The 229-nt window shown below is 56.3% G+C and carries 1 pseudogene; it reads right to left on the reverse strand.

Annotated elements, in window-relative coordinates:
- Window positions 1-21: 21 nt before the first annotated feature.
- Window positions 22-229, reverse strand: a pseudogene (locus N7568_RS25730) (phage tail protein); the annotation flags it as partial.

Genomic DNA, 229 nt, shown 5'->3' on the forward strand with positions numbered 1-229 from the left:
GGCGTACATGCTCTTTGCTTACATCTCGGCGGGGATGTCCATCCCATCGGCCAGCTTGAATCCAACGGGCCTTTTCCCGTCCTCGATGCTGTACATCACGTTGATGGACAGCCCTGATTAGTAGAACACGTAAGCCATGTGCAGGTCCTCAACCTCGAAGGCAGTGGCATCCAGGGGACGGGATTCAATGACCATGTCGCGTTCTTCCCGGAGGATGCTGATCACCCGC

The sequence above is a fragment of the Paenarthrobacter aurescens genome (genome assembly GCF_025421775.1).
GTDB classification, from domain to species: domain Bacteria; phylum Actinomycetota; class Actinomycetes; order Actinomycetales; family Micrococcaceae; genus Arthrobacter; species Arthrobacter aurescens_B.